A 4,166-nucleotide genomic window follows, 5' to 3' on the forward strand; every position below is an offset into this window, starting at 1 on the left:
CCCCCGCCCCCCGCTCCAGTGGTCGTGGCCGACCATCCCACCAGCGCCGGAACCGCCCTCGTCGCCGGCCAGAACCAGCCCGGCACCCGGCTGCACATCGAACCCGCGCGGACCAGGACCGTCCGCACACTGGAGATCGACTACCAGGTCCAGGAGACCGGCTACTGGTGCGGGCCCGCCGCCACCCGGATCGCCCTCTCCGCCCGCATCGCACCGCCGAACCAGGCGACCCTGGCCGCCGAGCTCGGCACCACCCAGAACGGCACGGACCACATCAGCCAGGTGACCTGGGTGCTCAACGCCCGGCTCGGCACCGGCTGGTACGAGACCAAGGAAATGCCCAACGACCCGCCCACGCAGGCGCAGCGCGACCTGCTGTGGCGGGACGTCGTACTCGACATCGACAACAACTACCCGATCGTCGCGAACATCGTGGCCCCGCCCGGCAACCAGCCGCCCGGCTACCCGCCCGACCAGACGATCTACCACTACTTCACCGTGATCGGCTACGACGACGCACAGCGCACCGTCCTCATCGCCGACCCCGCCTCGTTCGGCGGCTACCAGATCTACTGGCTCTCCTTCGACCAGCTGGCGACCCTGATCCCCCCGAAGGGCTACTCGGCCTGACCGGTCGCCCCTGGCCGGTGGGTTTCCACCGGTCAGGGGGCGGCCCGGCGTCACCGACTCAACCGGCGCTGTGGCCGGGATCCATGTCAGGCAGCGACCGGAAGGTGAGCGGGGCGGCCTCAGTCCGGATCGCCACCTCGACAGGTTCCAGCAGGAACCCGGAGTGGTCGCCGAGCGTGACACGCTCCAGAATCCGCCCGACCAGGTGGCGCTGGGCGCCGCTGAGCAGCGGCACGCCCTCCGGCCCCGGCTGCCAGGAGCAGCGGGCGAACTTGTCGACCTCGTCGCCGGTCTCCGAGCCGAACAGGGCGGCGAGCTCCCGCTGGTCTTCATCCTGGCCGAGCACGTGCACCGCGAGCACCGTCGCCGCCTCGGCCGTCCGATAGGTCTGGTTCTGCCGCGACAGGCAAACGAGGAACCTGAACGGCTCGATGCTGGTCTGCGTGGTGAAGCCGACCAGACACCCCGCCGGCGAGCCCGTCCCGGGATCAACGGTGGTCACCACGAACATCGGGTAGTCGAACCCGGCAACGAACCCATCACTGTCCACTCGGGCAGCCTACGGCGCATCAGCGCCTGCGCCGATACGTCGTCGCGTTCGCATCTCCCTCGCACCGTGCCCGATCGCCGATCGGGCGACCCGTCTGAAAAAAGGCTCAGTGATCATCGGTGAAGCCGATCTGAAGTCGGTCTGAAGCCGGCCGATGCTTCACTCATATGAGTCGAATGAAGATCAACGTGAAGAGGAGCACCTGCTGTTGAGCGGGTGTGTCGCAGATCAAGTGCTGGGCGCTCTGGCGAAGGAAGAATCCATGCGACGCTACACGCTCATCGGTGGACTGATGGTCGCGGCGGCGCTCGCCGTGCCGGTCTCATACGGGACTTGGGAAGCCTCCCAGGAGACGGCTCGTGCGAGTGATGTCAGCGAAGTACCGCTGAGACCCATAACGCCGGCCGAGTCAGACCGCCTGTACATGGCGGAGCAGTTGCTCGTCAAAGAGTGCATGCGGCGTGCCGGTTTTGAGTACAACCCTTCACCGCGCAATCCCGTGCCAGAACACCGGAACTTCCCGTACGTCGTGGACGACGTCACCTGGGCACGTCGGCATGGCTACGGGTCAGACCTCGAAGAGAAGAGGGATCGGCTGGCCAAGAACAGTGCCAACCGACGCTATTTCGAGAGCCTCTCGCCAGCCCGGAAATCCGCCGTGACCGTGGCGATGAACGGGCCGACCGCCAAGGGTCTGCGCGCCTACCTGCCCAATGGGCAGCCGGTCGAGCACAGTGACAAGGGCTGCACCTCGGAGGCCAGACGCAAGCTGTACCGAGATCTTCCGGTCTGGTATCGCACGCTGAAGCTCACCGAAAGCCTGCCTGGTTTCCGCGCCGAACTCGTCCTCAACGACCAGGCTTACCTGAAGGCCGTCACCGAATGGTCCCGATGCATGCGGACGAACGGCTTCCAGTATCCGACCCCGGCGCACTCGCGCGCCGCGGGCATGGCCGGCGAGCCGGTGGCCTCGCGCGCCTTCGAGATCCGGCTCGCCGTGGTCGAGGCGCAGTGCGCCGCCGAGACCGGACTGGCCCGCACGGCGAAGGCGCTCGACCGCCACCACGACGGCGTCCTCCGCCGGAAGTTCCACAGGGAACTGGCGAGCCATCAGAAGCTCCAGATCGCCGCATTGAGCCGTGCCGGCGCCATCGTCGAAGCGGGGTGAGACCACGCTGAGCGGCGATCCAATGCGGCCCGGCCGCCAGCGTCAGCCAGGAATGATCGAAGGGAGATCACATGAAGCTCATCCACAAGGTGGTCGTCTGCGCGACCGGGGCGACGTTCGTCCCGATCGGGACGGCCCTCCCCGCGGACGCCGCCCCGGAACACTGTCCGAGCACGGGCTATATCTGTGCCTATGACAAGCCCGACTACAACGTCACCGGTGCCATCTGCGGATGGTTCAACAACGACCGCGACTGGTCCACCTGCGGCGAGTACAGCTCGGGGACGAGCAACATGCTCAACAAGGCGAGCTCGGTCTGGAACAAGTCCGCCGGCTACGGCGAGCCCAACAATGTCAACTTGTACTACAACCGGCCCTCGGAGAACGGCGGGCTCAGTGCGTGGGCGTGCATCGGCCAAGGCGACGCATGGCCCTGGCTGGGCGTCCGCTACTTCAGCTGGGGGCCGTCCGGATCGGGCACCGGAAAGAACCTCGCCACACAGGACAACATCACCGGGCACAAGTGGGTGAACAACTGCGGCGACGCCTGACCCGCTGCATACCCAGCGGATCGGCGAGGGATTCCTCCACGTGCACGCCAGTGGCCGCTACTCGTCACTCGGGGTGTGGAGGGACGATCACTGCCCGTCCGTTGAGCTTCCCGGCCTCCATCTGCCGGTACGCGTCCATCGCCCGGTCCAAGGGGAACGGGACGATGTCCGGGCGCAGCAGCCCGCGCGCGGCGAGGTTGAGGACCTCGGCGAGTTCTGTTCTGGTTCCCCAGTAGGTCGTCTGCAGGGACACCTCGTAGGGGACGGAGAAGAAGGACAGCGGCAGGGTGCCGCCGCCGATGCCGACGATGGTCACGTCCCCGAGCGTCCGGACCGAGGCCGCGGCCATGGCGAGGGTCGAGTCGGACCCGACGAAGTCCAGAACGACGTCGGCGCCGTGTCCTCCGGTTGCGTCGCGGATGCTCGCCGCCGTGCCGTCGCCGGACGGGACGGCGAGATCGGCGCCGTTCTTCAGCGCGAGGTCGAGGGCCTCGGTCCGGGTGTCGACGGCGATGACGGTCGCGGCGGTGGTGCCCTTGAGGATCTGGATGGCGAGGTGCCCGAGCCCGCCCGCGCCGATCACGACCGCGGTCGCGCCGGGCGGCAGCTTGCCCCAGGACCGGCGGATGGCGTGGTAAGGCGTGAGACCGGCGTCGGTGAGCGGTGCCGCGATCGCCGGGTCCAGGCCGTCGGGCAGCGGCAGGAGGAGCCGTGCGTCGGGGATGACCATGTACTCGGCCATGCCCCCGTCGAGGCCGAGTCCGCCGCCGCCGGACGGCACGGGCGCGTTCGCCGGGTCCTCGCAGTAGTTCTCCGCCCCGAGGCGGCAGCGCGCGCACGTCCCGCAGCCCCACGGGCCGTACACGGCGACCGGCTGCCCGACCTGGAGCCCGGTCGCGCCGTCTCCCAGTGCCATCACCCATCCGGCGTTCTCGTGGCCGAGGGTGAACGGCGGTGCCCAGGGAAGCTGCCCGCCCTCGAAGTCGCGCATCAGGTGCAGGTCCGAGTGGCATGCCCCCGCGCCGCCGACCCGGATGACGACCTGACCGGGCCCGGGTTCGGGATCGGGGACGTCGACCAGCACCGGGTCGGACTTCCATTCCCGCAGTCGCAATGCTCGCATTGTCCTCCTCCCTTCCTCTCCTCCCAGCCAAGTACTTCGAGCACCGCACGCGCAACGGACGAAGGTCCCGTCCGGGCCAGATGACCCCGGACGCGAAATCGGCCGCCGGTCGAGACGGTCACGGGGTGGGCTGGGTCCAGGGGG

5 protein-coding genes are annotated in these 4,166 nt (G+C 68.5%); 3 read left to right on the forward strand and 2 right to left on the reverse strand.

Annotated features, from left to right (window positions below; translation table 11 throughout):
• The coding region (locus E1266_RS36025; RefSeq protein WP_132054888.1) for a C39 family peptidase at positions 1-630 on the forward strand (630 nt) is incomplete at its 5' end.
• Positions 631-688: 58 nt separating this feature from the next.
• Here E1266_RS36025 and E1266_RS36030 read toward each other — a convergent pair.
• Positions 689-1,180 (reverse strand): flavin reductase family protein, encoded by a 492-nt coding sequence (locus E1266_RS36030; protein ID WP_243719314.1) that lies wholly within the window; start codon positions 1,178-1,180, stop codon positions 689-691.
• Between the two features lie 262 nt (positions 1,181-1,442).
• On the opposite strand from E1266_RS36030, the gene E1266_RS36035 reads away from it, so the two are divergent.
• Entirely contained in the window at positions 1,443-2,348 is a 906-nt protein-coding gene (locus E1266_RS36035) for a hypothetical protein (protein WP_132054890.1), read from the forward strand.
• 71 nt (positions 2,349-2,419) lie between these two features.
• Entirely contained in the window at positions 2,420-2,899 is a 480-nt protein-coding gene (locus E1266_RS36040; RefSeq protein ID WP_132054892.1) for a peptidase inhibitor family I36 protein, read from the forward strand.
• A 64-nt stretch (positions 2,900-2,963) separates the two neighbouring features.
• Here E1266_RS36040 and E1266_RS36045 read toward each other — a convergent pair whose 3' ends face one another.
• A complete protein-coding gene (locus E1266_RS36045; protein WP_132054894.1) occupies positions 2,964-4,022 on the reverse strand; it encodes an NAD(P)-dependent alcohol dehydrogenase in 1,059 nt (352 codons plus the stop codon).
• Positions 4,023-4,166 lie beyond the last annotated feature (144 nt).

The organism is Actinomadura sp. 7K534, from assembly GCF_004348575.1.
GTDB lineage: Bacteria > Actinomycetota > Actinomycetes > Streptosporangiales > Streptosporangiaceae > Spirillospora > Spirillospora livida.